Annotated in this window: 19 protein-coding genes and 1 pseudogene; 13 read left to right on the top strand and 7 right to left on the bottom strand. The window is 73.8% G+C overall.

Features of this window, described 5'->3' with window-relative positions:
- Positions 1 to 265: 265 nt before the first annotated feature.
- The 4 genes from ACIQUR_RS25840 (at position 266) to ACIQUR_RS25825 (ending at position 3,271) form a co-directional block, all read left to right on the top strand.
- Entirely contained in the window at positions 266 to 850 is a 585-nt protein-coding gene (locus tag ACIQUR_RS25840) for a suppressor of fused domain protein (protein WP_403668648.1), read from the top strand.
- A gap of 103 nt (positions 851 to 953) precedes the next feature.
- Positions 954 to 1,592, top strand: coding sequence for a DUF6758 family protein (locus ACIQUR_RS25835; RefSeq protein ID WP_399945066.1), 639 nt, complete (start codon positions 954 to 956; stop codon positions 1,590 to 1,592).
- A 102-nt stretch (positions 1,593 to 1,694) separates the two neighbouring features.
- On the top strand, positions 1,695 to 2,570 hold the full coding sequence (locus tag ACIQUR_RS25830) for a PHP domain-containing protein (RefSeq protein WP_403668644.1): 876 nt from the start codon (positions 1,695 to 1,697) through the stop codon (positions 2,568 to 2,570).
- Between the two features lie 95 nt (positions 2,571 to 2,665).
- A complete protein-coding gene (locus ACIQUR_RS25825) occupies positions 2,666 to 3,271 on the top strand; it encodes a MarC family protein (RefSeq protein ID WP_399945072.1) in 606 nt (201 codons plus the stop codon).
- 138 nt (positions 3,272 to 3,409) lie between these two features.
- Here the strand turns inward: ACIQUR_RS25825 and ACIQUR_RS25820 are convergent, their stop codons facing one another.
- Entirely contained in the window at positions 3,410 to 3,562 is a 153-nt protein-coding gene (locus tag ACIQUR_RS25820) for a hypothetical protein (protein ID WP_399945074.1), read from the bottom strand.
- A 292-nt stretch (positions 3,563 to 3,854) separates the two neighbouring features.
- On the opposite strand from ACIQUR_RS25820, the gene ACIQUR_RS25815 reads away from it, so the two are divergent.
- Complete coding sequence (locus ACIQUR_RS25815; RefSeq protein WP_403669097.1) at positions 3,855 to 4,691, top strand: NYN domain-containing protein; 837 nt, start codon at positions 3,855 to 3,857, stop codon at positions 4,689 to 4,691.
- 48 nt (positions 4,692 to 4,739) lie between these two features.
- Here ACIQUR_RS25815 and ACIQUR_RS25810 read toward each other — a convergent pair whose 3' ends face one another.
- Together ACIQUR_RS25810 and ACIQUR_RS25805 are read right to left on the bottom strand one after the other, a co-directional pair.
- The gene (locus ACIQUR_RS25810; protein WP_403668639.1) at positions 4,740 to 5,600 is read right to left on the bottom strand and encodes an alpha/beta fold hydrolase; all 861 of its coding nucleotides are present in this window, start codon (positions 5,598 to 5,600) and stop codon (positions 4,740 to 4,742) included.
- A 146-nt stretch (positions 5,601 to 5,746) separates the two neighbouring features.
- Positions 5,747 to 7,783: pseudogene (locus ACIQUR_RS25805) on the bottom strand (DEAD/DEAH box helicase); the annotation flags it as partial.
- A 284-nt stretch (positions 7,784 to 8,067) separates the two neighbouring features.
- Here ACIQUR_RS25805 and ACIQUR_RS25800 point away from each other — a divergent pair.
- Entirely contained in the window at positions 8,068 to 8,835 is a 768-nt protein-coding gene (locus ACIQUR_RS25800) for a ferritin-like fold-containing protein (RefSeq protein ID WP_403668637.1), read from the top strand.
- Between the two features lie 122 nt (positions 8,836 to 8,957).
- Here ACIQUR_RS25800 and ACIQUR_RS25795 read toward each other — a convergent pair whose 3' ends face one another.
- The 4 genes from ACIQUR_RS25795 to ACIQUR_RS25780 all read right to left on the bottom strand — a co-directional run bounded on the left by ACIQUR_RS25795 (position 8,958) and on the right by ACIQUR_RS25780 (position 10,825).
- Positions 8,958 to 9,230: a hypothetical protein gene (locus ACIQUR_RS25795; RefSeq protein ID WP_399945086.1), complete on the bottom strand. Its 273-nt coding sequence runs from the start codon at positions 9,228 to 9,230 to the stop codon at positions 8,958 to 8,960.
- A 153-nt stretch (positions 9,231 to 9,383) separates the two neighbouring features.
- Entirely contained in the window at positions 9,384 to 9,611 is a 228-nt protein-coding gene (locus tag ACIQUR_RS25790) for a DUF3107 domain-containing protein (RefSeq protein WP_399945088.1), read from the bottom strand.
- A gap of 169 nt (positions 9,612 to 9,780) precedes the next feature.
- The gene (locus ACIQUR_RS25785; protein ID WP_403668633.1) at positions 9,781 to 10,428 is read right to left on the bottom strand and encodes a TetR/AcrR family transcriptional regulator; all 648 of its coding nucleotides are present in this window, start codon (positions 10,426 to 10,428) and stop codon (positions 9,781 to 9,783) included.
- Between the two features lie 181 nt (positions 10,429 to 10,609).
- On the bottom strand, positions 10,610 to 10,825 hold the full coding sequence (locus ACIQUR_RS25780) for a hypothetical protein (protein WP_403668631.1): 216 nt from the start codon (positions 10,823 to 10,825) through the stop codon (positions 10,610 to 10,612).
- 124 nt (positions 10,826 to 10,949) lie between these two features.
- On the opposite strand from ACIQUR_RS25780, the gene ACIQUR_RS25775 reads away from it, so the two are divergent.
- The 7 genes from ACIQUR_RS25775 to ACIQUR_RS25745 all read left to right on the top strand — a co-directional run bounded on the left by ACIQUR_RS25775 (position 10,950) and on the right by ACIQUR_RS25745 (position 19,590).
- Positions 10,950 to 11,930, top strand: a complete 981-nt coding sequence (locus ACIQUR_RS25775; protein WP_403668628.1) for an alpha/beta fold hydrolase — start codon at positions 10,950 to 10,952, stop codon at positions 11,928 to 11,930.
- An 8-nt stretch (positions 11,931 to 11,938) separates the two neighbouring features.
- Positions 11,939 to 13,831 (top strand): DUF3152 domain-containing protein, encoded by a 1,893-nt coding sequence (locus ACIQUR_RS25770; protein ID WP_403668625.1) that lies wholly within the window; start codon positions 11,939 to 11,941, stop codon positions 13,829 to 13,831.
- Between the two features lie 79 nt (positions 13,832 to 13,910).
- Complete coding sequence (locus ACIQUR_RS25765) at positions 13,911 to 14,006, top strand: Ms4533A family Cys-rich leader peptide (protein WP_399945102.1); 96 nt, start codon at positions 13,911 to 13,913, stop codon at positions 14,004 to 14,006.
- Positions 14,007 to 14,214: 208 nt separating this feature from the next.
- The gene (locus ACIQUR_RS25760) at positions 14,215 to 15,915 is read left to right on the top strand and encodes an ABC transporter substrate-binding protein (protein ID WP_403669094.1); all 1,701 of its coding nucleotides are present in this window, start codon (positions 14,215 to 14,217) and stop codon (positions 15,913 to 15,915) included.
- Positions 15,912 to 16,895 carry an ABC transporter permease gene (locus ACIQUR_RS25755; protein ID WP_403668622.1) on the top strand — a complete coding sequence of 328 codons (984 nt, stop codon included), beginning with the start codon at positions 15,912 to 15,914 and terminating at the stop codon, positions 16,893 to 16,895. Before ACIQUR_RS25760 ends, ACIQUR_RS25755 begins: the two co-directional genes overlap by 4 nt.
- On the top strand, positions 16,892 to 17,881 hold the full coding sequence (locus tag ACIQUR_RS25750) for an ABC transporter permease (RefSeq protein WP_403668619.1): 990 nt from the start codon (positions 16,892 to 16,894) through the stop codon (positions 17,879 to 17,881). The genes ACIQUR_RS25755 and ACIQUR_RS25750 overlap by 4 nt, the downstream gene beginning before the upstream one ends.
- Positions 17,878 to 19,590 (top strand): dipeptide ABC transporter ATP-binding protein, encoded by a 1,713-nt coding sequence (locus tag ACIQUR_RS25745; RefSeq protein ID WP_403668616.1) that lies wholly within the window; start codon positions 17,878 to 17,880, stop codon positions 19,588 to 19,590. Before ACIQUR_RS25750 ends, ACIQUR_RS25745 begins: the two co-directional genes overlap by 4 nt.
- The last annotated feature ends 180 nt before the right edge of the window (positions 19,591 to 19,770 follow it).

Genomic DNA, 19,770 nt, shown 5'->3' with positions numbered 1-19,770 from the left:
CCCCTGGGACAGGCGTGGGAGGAAGCCGGTCAGACCTGAAGACCGGCCGGGTGGCAGCACACGGCGGAAGAGCGGTTGGTACTGCACGATCGACTTCGGTCCACCGCAGCCCCACCTCCTCCGGCCGGTCCCCCGTGGGGGATGACGTCAGGCGGGGCTGAGAGCGAGCTTCTGCACGCTGCCCCGACCAGCGGTCAACAGTATCAGCCGACTGTCCCTCAGATGCGCGCCTTTACCCTCCCAATAGCCGTTCTATGCTCACCGCATGGCAGAAGTTCTGGCTCTTGTGGAAGCCCGGCTGCGCAGCGCCCTCGGCGAACCCGACGCGCGCGCCTCGATCACGTTCCTCGGCACGGACCGGATCGAGGTGCTCCGCTTCACCGAGGGGGACGTGGTCCGGTACGCCACGCTCGGCATGTCCGAGCGCCCCATGTCCGACCCGACGGCCGTCGTGGCGGACCCGCTGCGCGGCCCGCGCGCCGAGCTGGTCCTCTCCGTACGCGCCGGACTCGCCGACACCGACAAGGTGCTCCGCCCGCTCGCGGTGCTGGCCGCCTCCCCGCAGGTGGAGGGCCTGGTCGTGGCCCCCGGGGCGTCTCTTGACACGGGCGAACCCCTCTGGCCCGGGGCGCCGTTCACCTCCGTGCTGGTCGCCGAGCCGGGCGGGCTCGTGGAAGACCTGGAGCTGGACGAGCCGATGGAGCCGGTGCGGTTCCTGCCGTTGCTGCCCATGACGCCGAACGAGGCGGCGTGGAAGCGCGTGCACGGCGCGGCCGCTCTCCAGGAGCGCTGGCTCTCCCGCGGAACGGACCTGCGCGACCCCCTGCGTTCCGCCGTACTGCTGGACTAGTACGCCGGTATGTGACTGGGACCGGCCACAGGGGGTACGCATCGGATCCGGACGGGTGATCGTCCCTTGACGAGGCGGCGGCCGGGGAGGAGCGTGGAGCCCTATGAGGGGCGAACCGAGTTGCCCGAAGTGCGGTGGCCGGGTCAGGGCGCCCGGTCTCTTCGCGGACTCCTGGCAGTGTGCCGTGCACGGTGCGGTCCAACCCCTGCAGCCGGTCATCCCGCCCAGCGTCGAGGGCCTCGCCGTCGTCGTGAACCGGGCCCAGGTGCCCGTGTGGATGCCCTGGCCGCTCCCGCTCGGCTGGCTGTTCACCGGTGTCGCCGCGGCCGGCGACGACCGCAGCGGCGGCCGGGCCACCGTGGTCGCCTGCTCGGGCCCCGCCCCGCTGGGCGGCGTCGGTGAACTCCTGCTGGTCGCGGAGGAACTGGGTGTCGGGCTGGGCGCGCGGTACGCGGGCATCGAGGGCCCCGACCCGGGCCCGTACATCAACGTCTCCATGCCCCCGCACGCCAAGGTGGTCGCCGCGGGCCGCCCCACCCCCCTCTGGCACCTCGCCGGCACCCCCGAGGACCGGGCGGTCTTCGCGGGGGAGGCGCGCGGGATGTGGCTGTGGGCGGTGGTCTGGCCGGAGCACTCGGGTCTGCTGATGTACGACGAACTCGTGCTGACCGACCTGCGCGAGGCCGGTGCCGAGCTCGACCTGCTGCCCTGCGGCGCGCTGAGCCCGCGGATCCTGGACTAGGGGACCTCCGGGCCCGGGGCGCGGGCCGGGCGTCCCGAGGGCCTGTACACCCCGGTTATGCTGGAGTGTCCCCCCGTCCGTCCTGCCCCTGGAGTCCGCGCCGTGCGCATCGACCTGCACGCCCACTCCACGGCGTCCGACGGCACGGACACGCCCGCCGAGCTGGTCCGGAACGCGGCCGCCGCCGGGCTGGACGTGGTGGCGCTGACCGACCACGACACCGTGGGCGGGTACGCCGAGGCCGTCGCGGCCGTCCAGGCGCTTCCCGAGGGCTTCACCCTGGTCACCGGCGCCGAGCTGTCCTGCCGCCTCGACGGCGTCGGGCTGCACATGCTGGCGTACCTCTTCGACCCCGCCGAGCCGGAGCTGGCCCGGGAGCGGGAGCTGGTGCGCGACGACCGCGTGCCGCGGGCCCGCGCGATGGTCGGCAAGCTCCAGGCCCTCGGCGTGCCGGTGACCTGGGAGCAGGTGGCCCGGATCGCCGGCGACGGCTCGGTCGGGCGGCCGCACATCGCGACCGCGCTCGTCGAGCTGGGCGTGGTGGGGAGCGTCTCGGACGCCTTCACCCCCGAGTGGCTCGCCGACGGCGGCCGCGCCTACGCCGAGAAGCACGAACTGGACCCCTTCGAGGCCGTCCGCCTGGTCAAGGCGGCCGGCGGGGTCACCGTCTTCGCCCACCCGGCCGCCGTGAAGCGCGGCCAGTGCGTGCCGGAGAGCGCGATAGCCGAGCTGGCGGCAGCGGGCCTGGACGGCATCGAGGTCGACCACATGGACCACGACGCGGCGACCCGCGACCGGCTGCGGGGCCTCGCGGCCGACCTCGGCCTGCTCACCACGGGGTCCAGCGACTACCACGGCAGCCGCAAGACCTGTCGCCTCGGGGAGTACACGACCGACCCCGAGATCTACGGCGAGATCACCCGCCGCGCGACGGGCGCCTTCCCGGTGCCGGGCGCGGGCGGACGTACCGGCGCCTGAGCGCGCGTACGCGTACCTCCGTGCCCGCGCGCTCCCGCTGAGCGCTTCCCCCGGCATCCCCTTCTTCGTACGACTCTTCCTGCAAGGCCATCACTGTGTTCGACTTTGCCGTTTTCGGATCCCTCTTTCTCACCCTTTTTGTGATTATGGACCCCCCGGGGATCACGCCGATCTTCCTCGCGCTCACCTCGGGCCGCCCCGTCAAGGTCCAGCGCCGCATGGCCTTCCAGGCCGTCTGCGTCGCCTTCGGCGTCATCGCCGTCTTCGGCATCTGCGGCCAGCAGATCCTGGACTACCTGCACGTCTCGGTGCCGGCGCTGATGATCGCCGGTGGTCTGCTGCTGCTCCTGATCGCGCTCGACCTGCTCACCGGCAAGACGGACGAGCCCAAGCAGACCAAGGACGTCAACGTCGCGCTGGTGCCGCTGGGCATGCCGCTGCTGGCCGGTCCGGGTGCGATCGTGTCGGTCATCCTCGCCGTGCAGAAGGCGGACGGGGCCGCCGCGCAGGTGTCGGTCTGGACCGCGATCATCGCCATGCACGTCGTGCTCTGGCTGACGATGCGCTACTCGCTCGTGATCATCCGGATCATCAAGGACGGCGGCGTGGTCCTGGTGACCCGGCTGGCGGGCATGATGCTCTCCGCCATCGCCGTCCAGCAGATCATCAACGGCGTGCTCCAGGTGGTCCGGGGAGCCTGATCCCCCGCGCGGGCGGCGCCGCACGCCGTCCGCGAACGCGAAGCGCCCCCGCGCCGGGAGTCCCGGTGCGGGGGCGCTGTCACGTGTGGGCGCGGTGCGCGTGACGGGCCCGGTGGGCGCCGTGGCGCGGTGTGCGCGTTACGAGGCCGTCGACTCGGCCGGCCGGATCCAGATGCGCTGGCCAATGGCGGCGGCCCGCTGCACGATCCCGTTGACGGAGGCGGCGTCGACGACGGTGCGGTCCACGGGGGTGCCGTCGACGTCGTCCAGGCGCAAGATCTCGAAGCGCATGGCTTCTCCCTTCGTCCGTTCGCTGTTTGCACTGGGCACAACGAAGTGTAGGGGGCAAACAGCGCCCTACGCTAAGGAAATTTTTTCACTGGCTAAATACCGTCGCGCCGGGCGACCTCCAGTGTGGCACCGGTCACAATGATGTGGCTATGTGGAGGCGCCCATGGACCACGACCACGCGCAGGACCGAGCGGCGGGCCGGGAGCACGCGCAGGACCCCGAGAGCCCGGCGGAGCCGGCCGACGGCGGTCTCGCCGCCCGCCTGGACGAGACCAACGAGCTGCTCCGGCGGATGCTCGCCGAGGTGGCGAAGACCCCCTCGACCCACGCGATCTTCGTCGACGCCGGCTACGTCTACGCCGCCGTCGGACGGCTCGTCGCCGGCACCGAGGACCGCCGCTCCTTCGACCTCGACGCCGAAGGCCTGATCGAGGCCTTCATCGACACGGCCCGCACGATCTTCGCCGACAGCAGGCTGCTCCGCGTCTACTGGTACGACGGCGCCCGGCGCCGCATCCACACCGCGGAACAACAGGCCGTCGCCGAGCTGCCCGACGTCAAGGTGCGCCTGGGCAACCTCAACGCCAACAACCAGCAGAAGGGCGTCGACTCCCTCATCAGGACCGACCTGGAGTCCCTGGCCCGGCACCGCGCCATCAGCGACGCCGCCCTCGTCGGCGGCGACGAGGACCTCGTGCCGGCCGTCGAGGCCGCGCAGGGCTACGGGGCGCGGGTGCACCTGTGGGGGATCGAGGCACTCGGCGGGCGCAACCAGGCCGAGCCGCTGCTCTGGGAGGTCGACAGCCAGCGCGTGTTCGACCTGGAGTTCTGCAAGCCGTACGTGACCCGGCGGGCGCTGGTCGTCGAGCCGGACAACGAGGGCGTGCCCCGGCCCGGCCGCGAGGACGTCCGCTTCGTCGGGGCGCGGATCGCCGCCACCTGGCTGGCCACGCGGGGCCCGGAGCAGCTCGCCGGGCTGCTGCCGGGGCACCCGTACCTGCCCGGCGGGGTGGACCAGGAGCTGCTGACCGAGGCGGAGGCGCTGCTGCACTACTCGCTGCGCGGCCAGGCCGACCTGCGGCGGGCCCTGCGCGACGGCTTCTGGAACCACCTGCAGGGCCAGTTCTGACGCGCGGTCAGCCGGTGCGGCGCCGCCGGGCGCCCGGGCCTGCCGGGGTCAGTGCGCGTCCCAGAAGGCGGCCAGGGCCGCGGCCGTGGCCGCCGGGTCCTCCGCGTTCGGGGAGTGCTCGGTGCCGGCGATGACCGTGCGATGGGCGCCGAGCCGGTGCGCCATGTCGTCCATCAGGGGGACCGGCCAGGCGTAGTCCACCGCCCCGGACAGCACGTGCTTGGGCAGCCCGGGGGCGGCCGCCAGCAGCTCCGCCACCCGGTCCGGCTCGCCGATCAGCTGCCGGCCGGTCGCGATGAGCTGCTGCGGGACGGTGCCCAGCCAGCGCCGGTGCAGGAACTCCACGAGCTCCGGCGAGTCCTGCGGGGTGCCCTCCGGGTCCTGGGCGCGCATCGCCTGCCAGACGGCCTCCATGTCGTCGCCCAGCATCTCCAGGGCGGCCACCAGCAGCTTCGTACGCTCCTGCTGCGCCTCGTCGATCGCCGCGGGGCCGCTGCTCATCAGGGTGAGGGTGCGGAAGCGGTCCGGGGCGCGCAGCACGGCGGCGCGGGAGATCAGGCCCCCGAGGGAGTGCCCGAGGAGGTGTACGGGGCCGTCCTGGACGGCGTCGGCCTGCGCAAGGACGTCCGCGGCCAGCCGGTCCTGCGCGTACGCGGCCTCGTCGGCCGGGCCGGGGCTCTCGTGCTGGCCGCGGCCGTCCACGGTGACGACGCGGTACCCCGCCGCGGAGAGCGGCTCCAGCAGCCCGATGAAGTCCTCCTTGCTGCCGGTGAACCCGGGCACCAGCAGCGCGGTCCCGCGCGGCTCCCCGGCCGGGAGGGCCTCGTGCACGGCGAACTCCCCCCGCGCGGTGACGAGACGGCGGGCGACGGCGCGGGGCGGCAGACTGAGCCGCGGCGGCTTGCTCATGCCCTTACGTTACTGGCCGGTCGCAAGCGCCCGCCCCACCCCTGTCCCGTCCGCCGGGGCCCCGGACCCCGCGTCCCCCCGGCGGGGCGGGAACGCCAGAGGCCCGGCCCCCGTGTGGGGGGCCGGGCCTCTGGGCGGGGGCGTTACGCCTCCGGGGTCGGTTCCGCGGTCTTGCGCGTGCGGCGGCGCACCGGCTTCGCCGGAGCCTCCTCCGTGGTCGCGGGCTCCGCCGGGGCGGCTTCCGCGGTCTTGCGGGGCGCGCGGCGGCGGGCCGGCTTGGCCGGGGCCTCCTCCGCGACGACGGCGGCCTCGGCGACCGGGGCCTCCACCACGGCGGCGTCGGCCACCGCGGCGGCCGGCTTGCGGGTGCGGCGGCGGGTCGCCGGCTTCGCCTCGGCCTCGGGGGCCTCGGTGACCGGGGCCTCCGCGACGGGCGCCTCGACGACCGCGGCCTCCGCGACGGCCGTCGCGGACGACGAGCGGGTGCGGCGTCGGCGCGGCTTGGCCGGGGCCTCCTCCGCCTCGGCCGCGGGGACGGCCTCGACGACCGCGGCCTCCGCCACGGCGGTGGCGGCCGCGGCACCCCGCGTGCGACGGCGGCGCGGGCGCTTCGGCTCCGAAGGAGCCTCCGTGCCCTCGGCCACCTCGGCGGCCGGAGCCGCCGTGGCGTCCGCGGTGACCTCCGCGCCGCCCCGGGTGCGGCGCCGCTGGCGCGGCGTGCGCGTACGGGCCGGACGCTCGGTGACGGCGGGCGCGGCGGACTTGCGGCGGCCGCCCGGCTCGCCCAGGTCCTCCAGCTCCTCGGCCGCCAGGCCGGCCCGCGTGCGCTCGGCGCGCGGCAGGACGCCCTTGGTCCCGGCCGGGATGTTCAGCAGCTCGAAGAGGTGCGGCGACGTCGAGTACGTCTCCTCGGGGTCGTTGAAGTTCAGCTCCAACGCCTTGTTGATCAGCTGCCAGCGCGGGATGTCGTCCCAGTCCACCAGCGTGATCGCGGTACCCGACGCGCCCGCGCGGCCGGTGCGGCCGATGCGGTGCAGGTAGGTCTTCTCGTCCTCGGGGGACTGGTAGTTGATGACGTGCGTCACGCCCTCGACGTCGATGCCGCGGGCGGCGACGTCGGTGCAGACCAGCACGTCGACCTTGCCGTTGCGGAACGCCCGCAGGGCCTGCTCGCGCGCGCCCTGGCCCAGGTCGCCGTGGACGGCGCCCGAGGCGAAGCCGCGGCGCTCCAGCTGCTCGGCGATGTCGGCCGCCGTGCGCTTGGTGCGGCAGAAGATCATCGCCAGCCCGCGGCCCTCGGCCTGCAGGATGCGGGAGACCATCTCCGGCTTGTCCATCGAGTGCGCACGGAACACGTGCTGCGTGATGTTCGCGACGGTCGCGCCCTCGTCGTCCGGCGAGGTGGCGCGGATGTGCGTCGGCTGCGACATGTAGCGGCGGGCCAGGCCGATGACCGCGCCCGGCATGGTCGCCGAGAACAGCATGGTCTGGCGCTTCGCCGGAAGCAGGTTGATGATCTTCTCGACGTCGGGCAGGAAGCCCAGGTCGAGCATCTCGTCGGCCTCGTCCAGCACCAGGGCCTTGACGTGCGACAGGTTCAGCTTCTTCTGGCCCGCGAGGTCCAGCAGGCGGCCCGGGGTGCCGACGATCACGTCGACGCCCTTCTTGAGCGCCTCGACCTGGGGCTCGTACGCGCGGCCGCCGTATATGGCCAGGACGCGGACGTTGCGCACCTTTCCGGCGGTCAGCAGGTCGTTCGTGACCTGCGTGCAGAGCTCGCGGGTCGGTACGACGATCAGCGCCTGCGGGGCGTCGGTCAGCTGCTCGGGGGTCGCGCGGCCCGCCTCGACGTCCGCGGGGACGACGACGCGCTCCAGCAGCGGAAGGCCGAAACCGAGCGTCTTGCCGGTTCCGGTCTTCGCCTGGCCGATGACGTCCGTGCCCGAGAGGGCGACGGGGAGGGTCATCTCCTGGATGGGGAAGGGGGACACGATGCCGACGGCTTCCAGGGCCTCGGCGGTCTCGGGAAAGATCCCGAGCTCTCGGAACGTAGTCAGGGTGCTGCCTCTTCTGTGAGACGCGGCGCGAGGCGGCGAGGGGGGTCTTACCGTGCCGTGCTGTGCTCCTCCGGTGTTTCCGGAGGTGCCTCCGGCTGCAGCTCGAAAAGAGCCGCATCGCCGGATGGCGCGGGACCACTGCCTTCGCTCAAGCGCTCGTACCGCTGAGGGGGCCCCTCATGGGCGGCGGCACGCGGAGACGTACGCGCCACACCGAGGGCGGTCGGTTGGAGCCGATCGGGCCACCGACCGGGCATCCTCATTCGGATGGCCCGCCGAGTATTCGGCAGGCGCTTTACCACTGTACCCCGGAATCGCGCAGGTGTGTCGGGCGAATTCACCGGGGCGGCGTGTTCCGCGTGACTGACCAGGCACTTCCCCCACCCCCCGGGCGGGCTATTGTGCGCTGCATGGAGACCGCTGAAAACGCCGAGCACGCCGAGAACTCGTCCGCCACCGCGGAGGAAGAGCCCACCGGGATCGCCGCCCAGGACTGGGCGACGGCCTCCGCCTCGCCGCAGTACCGCGCCGCCGTGATCGACCTGCTGGGCGCCCTCGCGTACGGCGAGCTCGCGGCCTTCGAGCGGCTCGCCGAGGACGCGAAGCTCGCCCCGACCCTGGCGGACAAGGCGGAGCTCGCGAAGATGGCCTCCGCCGAGTTCCACCACTTCGAGCGGCTGCGCGACCGGCTGGCCGCGGTCGACGCCGAGCCGACCGCCGCCATGGAGCCCTTCGCGAAGGCCCTGGACGACTTCCACCGCCAGACCGCCCCCTCCGACTGGCTGGAGGGCCTGGTCAAGGCGTACGTCGGCGACTCGATCGCCAGTGACTTCTACCGCGAGGTCGCCACCCACCTCGACGCCGACACCCGGGCGCTCGTGCTCGGCGTGCTGGACGACACGGGCCACGGCAACTTCGCCGTCGAGAAGGTCCGCGCCGCCATCGAGGCCGACCCGCGCGTCGGCGGTCGGCTCGCCCTCTGGGCGCGCCGCCTGATGGGCGAGGCCCTCTCCCAGGCGCAGCGCGTGGTGGCCGAGCGCGACGCGCTCTCCACGATGCTGGTCGGCGGGGTGGACGGCATGGCCGCCGGGTTCGACCTGGCCGCCGTCGGTGAGATGTTCACCCGCATCACCAAGGCGCACACCAAGCGGATGGCGGCCCTCGGCCTCGCGGCCTGACGCCCGCGCCGGTACGGCGCCCGCGGCCCCCGCGCCGCACGGCCGGCGGGACGCCCGCGGCCCCCGCGCCGCACGGCGGCTACGTCACGGGCCCCGGGGGTACGTCACCCCGAGGCCCGTGGTCATCCCCGGGAGGCGACCGGAAACGGCGTCCTCGTCCGCAGCAGCAGCGACAGCCCGGCCGCGGCCACCAGGACGGCGCCCACGAGGGACGCGGTCAGCGTGCGGTGCCCCGGGCCCAGCGCGTAGTGCGTCAAGTACGCGCCGAACAGCGCCCCGAGCGCGCCCGTGGTCAGGACCACGCGGGCGGACGGCAGCCGGCCGGGCAGTCTTCTGACGGCCACCCAGGACAGGGCGAGGCCCAGGACGGCCGAGCCGAACGCTTCCACGAGCATGGGTCCCTCCCACACAGCCAAGGGCAAATCGGGTCGTAGGCGGTCCTACCCGGAGCGGGCGGCACACAACCCTCAACCGCCCCTGCGGGCACGGAAACGGCCCGGTGGGAGCAACCACCGGGCCGTTTCTCTCAGTTGTGGGTGACGCGCGCCTTACGCGGGGCCGAAGCCGACCTTGCGGGACGTCGGCTCGCCGATGTCGACGTACGAAAGCCGGTCGGTCGGCACCAGGACCTTGCGGCCCTTGATGTCCGTCAGGCTGAGCAGCTGCGACTTGCCCGTCAGCGCGTCCGTCACGACCGCCTCGAGCTCCTCGGCGCTCAGTCCGCTCTCCAGCACGATCTCCCGGGGTGCGTGCTGCACGCCGATCTTGACCTCCACGGCTATGTCCCTCCGACGGTCCGAGTCGCGCGATCACCGCGCCGTACCCGGACACATTAGCCCGGAGAGGGGACGGGAACCGCCCGTCAGGGCCACGCTGGAAGCGAACAGGGGCCCCGCGGGGCCCCCGTCTCGTCCCCGGCCGTCACGGCCGGCACCCGTAAGGGTGTCAGTGCGGCTGCTGCTCGGTCCCGTGCAGCGGGAAGCCGGCGATGCCGCGCCACGCGAGCGAGGTCAGCAGCTGCACCGCCTTGTTCCGCTCGACCGGGCTCTCGCTGGAGAGCCAGTAGCGGGCCACGACCTGGGACACGCCGCCCAGGCCCACGGCCAGCAGCATCGACTCGTCCTTGGACAGCCCGGTGTCCTCGGCGATCACGTCGGAGATCGCCTCGGCGCACTCCAGGGACACCCGGTCCACGCGCTCGCGCACCGCGGGCTCGTTCGTCAGGTCGGACTCGAAGACGAGGCGGAACGCGCCGCCCTCGTCCTCGACGTACGCGAAGTAGGCGTCCATCGTCGCCGCGACGCGGAGCTTGTTGTCGGTCGTCGAGGCGAGCGCCCCGCGGACCGCCTGCAGCAGTGCCTCGCAGTGCTGGTCCAGCAGCGCCAGGTACAGGTCCAGCTTGCCGGGGAAGTGCTGGTAGAGCACCGGCTTGCTGACACCCGCGCGCTCGGCGATGTCGTCCATCGCGGCCGCGTGGTACCCCTGCGCGACGAAAACCTCCTGGGCCGCGCCCAGGAGCTGGTTGCGTCGGGCTCGGCGCGGCAGGCGTGTGCCCCGCGGGCGCGCCGCCTCGGTCTGCTCGATGGCTGTCACGCCGCCTCCCACTTTCTCTCTGTACACAGTGCGCTGTGCGCCGCGCCCGCCATCGTACTTTTCGGTAACCGAATCTGGGGGGTCCAGGCCGAGTTTTCTCGGTCTTCGGACAGTCACCGACACCGTGCGGACCTGTGCGAATGCGCTCGGACAGGAGCGAAATCGGTCACCTCGGCGGCGGTCAGCGGTAGTCGTCCTCGTCGAGGGCCACGACCCGGGCCTGCTCCGCGGCGTCCCCGTCCGCGGCCTCGCCCCGGTCGTGTCCGGTGGGGGGCTCGTCCTCGCTCGGGGTCAGCTCGGTGTGCTGCTCGGCCGCGTCCGCCTCAGGGGCCTCCGCGTCCAGCGTCTCCCCGAGCTCGTCCTGGAAGGTGTCCGGCTCGGTGGGGTCGGCAGTCATGTGGCTCCCCTCTTTTCTCTTTTCCCTGTCAGTACGAGCCTAGGAGAGTCGCGGGTGCGCCGCTACGCGGATCTGTGAGCGCGAACACACGGGTCCCGGCGTGATCCTCTCGTAACATTGGCCCATGTCTTCGACCGAGCTGCCGGGTGTCCGCACCACCGCCGCGGTGTCTCCCCAGGTGAGCGCCGTGCGGGTGGCCGAAGGAGAGCAGCTGCGGAGGGTGACGCTCCCCGGGCTGACGCTGAACGTGCGGTTCCGTCCGCCGGCCCGCCCCGACCTGCCGCCCGCCCTGTACGTCCACGGGCTCGGCGGATCCTCGCAGAACTGGTCGGCGCTGATGCCGCTGCTGGAGGACGTGGTGGACGGCGAGGCCGTCGACCTCCCGGGCTTCGGCGACTCCCCGCCGCCGGACGACGGCAACTACTCGGTCACCGGCCTGGCCCGCGCGGTCATCCGGCACCTCGACGCCGCCGGGCGCGGTCCCGTGCACCTCTTCGGCAACTCCCTGGGCGGCGCCGTCACCACCAGGGTGGCCGCGGCCCGCCCGGACCTGGTGCGCACCCTCACCCTGATCTCGCCCGCGCTGCCGGAGCTGCGCGTGCAGCGCTCGGCGGTGCCGACCGCCCTGCTCGCGGTGCCGGGCGTGGCCTCGCTCTTCTCCCGGCTCACGCAGGGGATGAGCGCGGAGGAGCGCACCCGTGGCATCCTCGCCCTGTGCTACGGCGACCCGTCACGGGTCACCCCCGAGGGGTTCCGCCACGCGGTGGAGGAGATGGAGCGGCGCATGAGGCTGCCGTACTTCTGGGACGCGATGACGCGGTCCTCGCGCGGGATCGTCGACGCCTACACGCTGGGCGGCCAGCACGGGCTGTGGCGCCAGGCGGAGCGCGTGCTCGCGCCGACGCTGCTGGTGTACGGCGGGCGCGACCAGCTCGTGTCGTACCGGATGGCCCGCAGGGCGGCCGCCGCCTTCCGCGGCTCCCGGCTGCTGACGCTGCCGGACGCGGGACACGTCGCGATGATGGAGTACCCGGAGGTCGTCGCCACGGCCTTCCGTGACCTGCTGCGGGACACGCGTGCCGCCGCCGAAGCGGGCGGGGGCTGAGGGTTCCGGTGGGACGACATAGCAGGAAGGGCCCGGCCGCTCCCGCTCCCTCCCAGGGGGACGCGGGCTCCGGCAGTACGGGCGCCGGCGGCGCGGCCGGTGCCGCCGGCTCGGGGGATTGGACGGCCGACGCCGCGCCGGGCACGGTGTACGGCGACTGGCACGGCGTACCGCGCGTCGCCGATACGGGTGGTTTTCCGCGGGTGCCGGACGCCGGGGGCCACGCCGCCGGGGGACACGACACCGGAGCCTTCCCCTACGTACAGGACACGGGCGCCTTCCCGCGGGTCGAGCCCGCGGGGGCGTACTCCGGCGGGTACGCGGCGGGCGGGTACGACGCGCTGTACGACACGGCGGGCTTCGCGCTGCCGCAGGACGCCGGCTTCGCCCCGGCCCACGACACGGGGACGTACCCGCGTGTCGCGGAGACCGGGGGCTTCCCGGGCGTACCGCGGCCGGGAGGCCACCCGGGCGGCGGGGACACCGGGGCCTTCCCGCGGCTCGCCGACACCGGCGAACACCCGGTGGTGCACGAGACCGGCGGGTACGACGCGCTGTACGACACGGGGGGCTTCGCGCTGCCCCACGACACCGGGGCGCACCCGCACACGGCGTACGCCGGCGGCCACGCCGGGACCCGGCACCCCGGCGACCACGCGGGCCCCCGGGACACCGGCGGCTTCCCCGGCACCCACGACACCGGCACCCACGACACCGGCGCGCACCGCCGGGTCACCGGCACCGGTGCGTACCCCCGGGTCGCCGGCACCGGCGCCATCCCGCGCCTCGCCCGGCCCGGCGTGTACCAGCGCCTCGCGGACACCGGCGCGATGCCCCGCGTCACGGACACCGGCCGGCTGCCCCAAGTCGGCGACTCCGGCGGCTTCGACGCCGTGCGGGACAGCGGGGCCGTACCCCGCGTCACCGTGACCGGCGGGCCGCCCCGCACCACCGGCACCGGCCCGCAGCCCCGCGTCACGGAGGCCGGCGGGGCGGCCATACCGCGGCCACGGCGCGAGGACGACGCCGTCGGAGCGACCGGCTCGCACCGCCGGGCCGCCGTACCCGCCGAGCGCAAGGGCGGGCGCGGCCGGACGTACACCGGCATCGCCGCGGCCGCGGTCACCGTGCTGCTCGCCGTGATCGTCGCCGGGCAGGTCACCGGCGACCAGACCCGCACCACCGGCGTGCTGTCGGCCGACGGCGACACCGGGCAGCGCGGCGGCGCCGCGTCGGCCGCCTCGCGCTCCGAGGAGCGGCCCACCCCGAAGCAGCAGCCCGCCGCGCCGGCCGCCGAGCCGACGTACGAGCAGAAGATGGCCGCCCGGTACCCCATCGACCCCAAGCTCAAGGGCCCGGGCGACTTCGAGACCGTGCCCGGCGTCGCCAAGGCCCCAGGCAAGGGCCGCCTGGTGCGGTACCGCGTCGACGTCGAGAAGGGCCTCGACCTGGACGCGCAGCTGTTCGCCGAGGCCGTCCAGCGCACCCTCAACGACAAGCGCAGCTGGGCCCACGGCGGCGAGATGACCTTCGAGCGCGTCCCGTCCGGCGAGGCGGACTTCGTCATCACCCTCGCCAGCCCCGGCACCACCGGCACCTGGTGCGCCAAGTCCGGCCTGGACACCACCATCGACAACGTGTCCTGCGACTCCGCCTCCACCGAACGCGTCATGATCAACGCGTTCCGCTGGGCGCAGGGCTCCGCCACCTACGGGCCGGAGCGGATGTTCGCGTACCGCCAGATGCTGATCAACCACGAGGTCGGCCACCGGCTCGGACACGGGCACGTGAACTGCCGCACACCCGGCTCACTCGCGCCGATCATGCAGCAGCAGACGAAATCCCTGGATATCGACGGCGTGAAGTGCCAGCCCAATCCCTGGGTTTATCCCGGAAGTTGACAAGAGGAACGCCGGAGATCTGACGTATCGTCGGACAATCGCGTTGACATCGGTCAGCCGATCGGTAATTGTTCTCGGCATGTCGTCCTTCCACGCCGCCTCCGCGAGCGCCGCCATCGAGCTGGCGCTGCTCGGCGTGACCGCGCACAGCGTGGCCGACATCTTCTGTAGCTGACCGCAGCCTGAGCGCGCGCGTCGACACCCCTGTCCGTCTTCCGACGGTTCCCCGTTTCCGCCGCGCCCGGGCCCCGCACGCCCGTGGGCGCGGCTCGGCGTTTCCCCCATTCCGCTAGTCGCTCTCGCGTGGCGTAACGAATTCACCGATTCCTTCACGCCGAGAGGTCCCTTTTCCGATGCGTTTCCAGTCCGCCACATCGCGCCGCATGGCCGCGGCCGCCGTCAGCCTCGTACTGGCCGGGGGCGCCGCCGCGTGCGCGGGGCCCCAGGACGGTACGGAGAAGAACGGCGCGGAGCCCGGTGCCGCCGGCGCGCCCCGCAAGGGCGGCACGCTGACCGTCCTCAACGCCGAGCCGCAGAACGACTTCGACCCCGCCCGCCTCTACACCTCGGGCGGCGGCAACGTCCCGTCGCTGGTCTTCCGCACCCTCACCACGCGCAACCGCGAGAACGGCGCCGAGGGCACCAAGGTCGTCCCCGACCTCGCCACCGACACCGGCCGTCCCAACGCGGACGCCACCGAGTGGACGTACACGCTCAAGGACGGGCTGAAGTACGAGGACGGCACCCCGATCACCAGCGCCGACATCAAGTACGGCATCGAGCGGTCCTTCGCCGCCGAGCTGTCGGGCGGTGCCCCCTACCTGCGCGACTGGCTGGTGGGCGGCGAGAAGTACCAGGGCCCCTACAAGGACAAGAAGGGCCTGGACTCGATCGTCACCCCGGACGAGAAGACGATCGTCTTCAAACTCCGCAAGCCCGAGGGCGAGTTCCCCTTCGTCGCCACCCAGACGCAGTTCGCCCCCGTGCCCAAGGCCAAGGACACCGGCGCCAAGTACGAGGAGCACCCCGTCTCCTCGGGCCCGTACAAGGTCGTGAAGAACGAGAACGACGGCGAGCGGCTGGTCCTGGAGCGCAACCCGCACTGGTCCGAGGCCACCGACGCCGAGCGCAAGGCCTACCCCGACACCATCGACGTCCGCTCCGGCCTCGACTCCGCCGTCATCAACCAGCGCCTGTCCACCAGCTCGGGCGCCGACTCCGCGGCCGTCACCACCGACACCAACCTCGGCCCGGCCGAACTCGCCCAGATCACCGGCAACAAGGAGCTCGCCTCCCGCGTCGGCACCGGCCACTTCGGTTACACCAACTACCTCGCCTTCAACCCGAAGGTGAAGCCCTTCGACAACCCCAAGGTGCGCCAGGCGATCTCGTACGCCGTCAACCGCACCAGCGTGGTCAACGCCGCCGGCGGCTCCGCCCTCGCCGAGGCCGCCACCACCTTCCTGCCGGAGCAGAAGTCCTTCGGCTTCACCCCGTACGACCACTTCCCGGCCGGCAAGACCGGTGACCCGGCCAAGGCGAAGGAGCTGCTCAAGGAGGCCGGCTTCGCCAACGGCCTGACCATCACCCTGACCCACTCCACCGCCCAGAACCGCCAGACCAGCCCCGAGGTCGCCACCGCCGTCCAGCAGGCGCTGGCCGCCGCCGGCATCACGGTCAAGCTGGAGGGCCTGGAGAACAACGCCTTCAACGAGCGCCGCTGGGACGCCAAGAACACGCCCGGCTTCTTCCTCTCCCGTTGGGGCGCCGACTGGCCGTCCGGCGGCCCCTTCCTGGCGCCGATCTTCGACGGCCGGCAGATCGTCACCAACGGCTCCAACTACAACCACGCGCAGCTGAACGACCCGGCGGTCAACAAGGAGATCGACGAGATCAACAAGCTGACCGACCTCGACGCCGCCGCCCTGCGCTGGGGCGCCCTGGACAAGAAGATCGGCGAGCAGGCGCTCGACGTCCCGCTCTTCCACCCGGTCTACAAGCGGCTGGTCGGCAAGTCCGTCAAGAACGTCGTGATCAGCGACTGGACCGGCGTCCTCGACATCTCCCAGGTAGCCGTCAAGTGACCTCCGTACACCAGGCACTGGCGCCCGCGCCGGGGGTCACCGCCCCCGGCGCGGGCGCCGCCCGCCAGGTCTGGCACCGGCTGCGCCGCCGCCCCGCGGCCCTCGCGGCCGCCGCCGTCCTGGCCCTGCTCGTCCTCGTCGCGCTCGCCGCGCCCCTGCTCGCCCACCTCGCGGGCCAGGACCCCAACGCCTACCACGACGACCTCGTGGACTCGGCCCGCGGCGGCGTCCCGACCGGCTCCTTCGGCGGCATCAGCGCCGACCACTGGCTCGGCGTCGAACCGGGCACCGGACGCGACCTGTTCACCCGGCTCGTCTACGGCGCTCGGGTCTCCCTGCTCGTCGCCGCCGGCGCCACCGTCGTCAACGTCACCGTCGGCGTCCTCGCCGGCCTCGCCGCCGCGCTCGGCAACCGCTTCCTCGACAGCGCCATCAGCTGGGCCACCGACGTGATGATCGCCCTGCCGACCCTGGTCCTCGGCATCGCCCTCACCGCCGTCGTCCCGCCCGACTTCCCGCGCCCGCTGCTGCTGGTGATCCTCATCGGCCTGCTCGGCTGGGGCGGCACCGCGCGGATCGTCCGCGCCCAGACCCTGAGCCTGCGCGAGCTGGACTTCGTCGCCGCCGCCCGCCTCTCGGGCAACGGCCCCCTCCGGGTGGCCCGCCGGGAGCTGCTGCCCTCACTGGCCGCGCCCGTGATCACGTACGCGGCGATCCTGCTGCCCGTGAACATCGTCGCCGAGGCCTCGCTGTCCTTCCTCGGGGTCGGCGTCAAACCGCCCACCCCCTCCTGGGGGCAGATGCTCTCCACCGCCCAGACCTGGTTCCTCGCCGACCCGGCCTACGTGCTCCTCCCGGCCGGTCTGCTGTTCGTCACCGTGCTCGCCTTCACCGTCCTCGGCGACGCCGTGCGCACCGCGCTCGACCCGCGCGAGGCCGGCCGGCTGCGGGTGGGCACGAAGAAGGGAGGCGCGAAGTGACCCGCTTCGTCCTCAAGCGCGCCGCCGGCGCCGTCCTGGTGCTGCTCGTGCTCTCCGTCGCCGTGTACTTCCTCTTCTACCTCGCACCCGGCGACCCCGCCCGGCTCGCCTGCGGGGAGCGCTGCAACCCGCAGCAGATCGCCCAGGTACGCGAACAGCTGGGCCTGAACGAGTCGGTCGTCGCCCAGTACCTGCACTTCCTCCAGGGCCTGGCCGCCGGCCGCGACTACTCCGCCGGCACCGGCGTGCTGCACTGCGACGCGCCCTGCCTCGGCTTCTCGTACCAGAACGACCAGCAGGTCACCCGACTCCTGCTGGAGCGGCTGCCCGCCACCCTCTCCCTCGCCCTCGGCGCGCTCGTCATCTGGCTGGTCGTCGGCGTCGGCACCGGACTGCTCTCCGCGCTGCGCCGCGGCGGCCCCACCGAGCGCGTCCTCACCCTGGTCACCCTGGCCGGCACCGGCACGCCCGTCTTCATCCTCGGCCTGCTGCTGCTCATGCTGGTCTGCGCGTACCTCCAGTGGCTGCCCTTCCCGACCTACGTGCCCTTCTCCGAGGACACCGAGCAGTGGGCCTGGAACCTCCTGCTGCCCTGGGTCACCCTGGGCTTCTTCGAGAGCGCCAAGTACGCCCGCCTCACCCGCAGCTCCACCCTGGAGACCCTCGCGGAGGACCACATCCGCACCTTCCGCGCCTACGGGGTGGGGGAGCGCGCGGTCGTCGCCCGGCACGCCCTGCGCGGGGCCGTGCCGCCGGTCATCGCGCTCAGCGCCATCGACCTCGGCACCATGATGGGCGGCGCCGTGCTGACCGAGTCCCTGTTCGGCATCCCCGGCCTCGGCAAGACCCTCATCGACGCCGTGCGGGTCGTGGACCTGCCCGTGGTCGTGGGCGTCGTCCTGGTCATCGGGACCGCCGTCGTCGTCGCCGGCGCCCTCGCCGACCTCCTCTACGCCGCCGCCGACCGAAGGGTGGCCCTGGCATGACCGAGCACCGCACGGAGCCCCTCGTCGAGGTCGCGGACCTCACCGTCGAATTCCCGGTCGGCGCGCCCGGCTCGTACGTACGGGCCGTCGACGGCCTCTCCTTCACCCTCGCCCCGGGCCGCGCCCTCGGCATCGTCGGCGAGTCCGGCAGCGGCAAGTCCACCGTGGCCGCCGCCCTGCTGGGCCTGCACCGCGACACCGGCGCCCGGCTCACCGGCACCGTCCGGGTCGGCGGCACCGACGTGGCCGCCGCCGGGCCCGCGGAACTGCGCGCCCTGCGCGGTTCCACCGCCGCCATGGTCTTCCAGGACCCCCTCAGCTCCCTCGACCCGTACTACGCGGTCGGCGACCAGATCGCCGAGGTCTACCGGGTCCACCACGACGTCCCGCGCCGGGCCGCCCGCGCCCGGGCCGTCGAGGTGCTCGACCGGGTCGGCATCCCCGACGCGGCCCGCCGCTCCCGGTCCCGCCCGCACGAGTTCAGCGGCGGCATGCGCCAGCGCGCCCTGATCGCCATGGCCCTCGCCTGCGAACCCCGGCTGCTGGTCGCCGACGAGCCCACCACCGCCCTCGACGTCACCGTCCAGGCCCAGATCCTGGACCTGCTGCACGGCCTGCGGGAGGAGCGCGGGCTGGCCCTGCTGCTGGTCACCCACGACGTGGGCGTCGCCGCCGAAAGCGTGGACGAACTGCTGGTGATGCGCTCCGGCGCCGCCGTGGAGCGGGGGCCGGCCGCGGACGTGCTGGCCGCGCCCGGGCACCCGTACACGAGGGCGCTGCTCGGCGCCGTACCCCGGCTGGACGCGCCCCGGGACCGGCCGGCCGCCGCGGTGCCGCGCCCGCCGGCCCGCGACGGGAGCGCCGCCGGCGGCGAGTCCCCGGCTCCCGCGGCCGGCCGCCCCGCGGACGCGGCCGGCGCGCCCGTCGTCGAGGCCGTCGGACTGCGGCGGGAGTTCGGGCGCGGACGCTCCCGGGTCACCGCGGTCGGCGGGGTCTCGCTCGCCCTGCGCGCCGGGGAGACCCTCGGCGTCGTCGGCGAGTCCGGCAGCGGCAAGAGCACCCTGGGCCGGATGCTGGTCGGACTGCTGGAACCCACCGCGGGCACCGTGCGCCACGACGGCCTCGCCGTCACCGGCATCGCCCCCGGAGCCCAGATGGTCTTCCAGGACCCCACCTCCTCCCTCAACCCCCGCCGCAGCATCGGCGAGTCCATCGCCGACCCCCTGCGGGCCGCGGGGGAGCGGGACGAGACGGCGATCCGCGCCCGGGTGGCCGGACTGCTGGAGCGCGTCGGCCTCGACCCCGGCCACTACGACCGCTACCCGCACGAGTTCAGCGGCGGCCAGCGCCAGCGCGTCGGCATCGCCCGCGCCCTCGCCCCCCGGCCCCGACTGATCGTCTGCGACGAACCCGTCTCGGCGCTCGACGTCACCACCCAGGCCCAGGTCACCGCCCTGCTCGCGGAGCTCCAGCGGGAGCTGGGACTGGCCCTGGTCTTCATCGCCCACGACCTCGCCGTCGTGCGGCAGGTCAGCGACCGCGTCGCCGTGATGCGCGGCGGGCTGGTCGTGGAGGAGGGCCCGGCCGAGCAGGTGTACGGGGCGCCGGCCCACGCGTACACCCGGCAGCTGCTGGCCGCCGTGCCCGCCCTCGACCCCGCGCTCGCCGCCGAGCGGCGCACCGCCCGCCGGGTGCCCGTACCCGCGTAACGGAGGCCCGGCGGGCCTTTCTACCGCGCCGGAACGCGGTGCGCGCACGAAAGTTACGACACTTCACCCCTTCCGGTGGCGGGGGGGGCCCCCCCCCCCGCCCCCCCCCCGGCCACCCCCCGGGGGGGAAGACCCCCGGCGGCGCCCCCCCCCCCCCCCCGGCCCCGACCGGCCCGTCGG

The sequence above is a fragment of the Streptomyces sp. NPDC101132 genome, from assembly GCF_044759225.1.
Classification (GTDB): Bacteria; Actinomycetota; Actinomycetes; order Streptomycetales; family Streptomycetaceae; genus Streptomyces.
Note: the sequence above shows the minus strand (reverse complement) of the source record. Positions and strands in the feature narration are given on the sequence as shown.